Source organism: Oleiphilus sp. HI0043 (genome assembly GCF_001634935.1).
Genome location: NZ_LWEY01001909.1, coordinates 1 through 1,102, shown reverse-complemented (window position 1 = coordinate 1,102; position 1,102 = coordinate 1). Strand labels below are relative to the sequence as shown.

The 1,102-nt window shown below is 46.1% G+C and carries 1 protein-coding gene; it reads right to left on the bottom strand.

Annotated elements, in window-relative coordinates:
* The coding region (locus tag A3729_RS29475) for an efflux RND transporter permease subunit (RefSeq protein WP_231877533.1) at positions 1 to 1,084 on the bottom strand (1,084 nt) is incomplete at its 3' end.
* Positions 1,085 to 1,102 lie beyond the last annotated feature (18 nt).

Here is a 1,102-nt window from a genome sequence, read left to right as displayed (position 1 = left end):
CACGTTCATACTCGTCTACTAACTTCCCTTTAGCCTTAGTTTGCCCTCCTAACCATGAGCCTAAAACGGGCAAAAATACCAGAGCCATAACAAGCGATGCCATCAAACAAATCATCACCGTAATGGGTAAGAACTTCATGAATTCGCCGACAACACCCGGCCAAGCAATCAAGGGAAGAAAAACAGCCAGCGTTGTCGCGGTCGATGCGATGATCGGCCATGACATCCGCTTTGATGCACTTGCGTAAGCTTTCGCTGCCGACATCCCTTTACTTTGATTTCGTGAGGCTAACTCGGCAACAACAATGGCTCCATCTACCAACATCCCGACAACCAGAATCAAGCTAAACAGCACCACAATATTCAAGGTCAAACCCATCATATTAATAATCATAATACTGCTAAGGAAGGATGCTGGAATAGCTATGCCCACCAAGAATGAAGAACGTAAGCCCAAAGCTCCAACAATGACGATCATGACCATAATAATCGCGCTCGACACGTTGTTTTGCAGATCTTGGAGCATATCTCTGATTTCGCCCGACTTGTCGAGAATAAACGTTTCCTTGACCGCAGCAGGCCAAAATTGACGTTTTTCTTTAACAATAGCCTTAACGCTTTCAATCACTTCGATAATGTTTGAACCGACACGCTTTTTAACTTCTAAAGACAAAGCAGACTCCCCGTTTACACGAGCAAACCCTGTCGGGTCTTTAAAGGAGCGCCTTACCGTCGCAACATCCCTAAAACTCACCACCCTATCACCAACCACTTTGATCGGCAGGGCCATAATATCTTCCAGATCCTCAATAACACCCGGCACTTTAATGACATGACGACCATAACCACTATCTATGGCGCCAGCAGCAACCAACTGGTTATTACGATTAACAATGCTCAACACGGTCTCAAAGTTTATCTGGTATGTTTCCAGTACCAGCGGGTCAACAATAATTTCCAATACTTCATCGCGCTCGCCGCCAATATCGACTTCCAGCACCCCAGGAAGCGCCTCCAAGTCATCTCTTAGATCTCTCACAATAGCCAATAACTGCCGCTCAGGAATAGGGCCTGCCAAGCTCATGCTGAAAACTGGAAACAG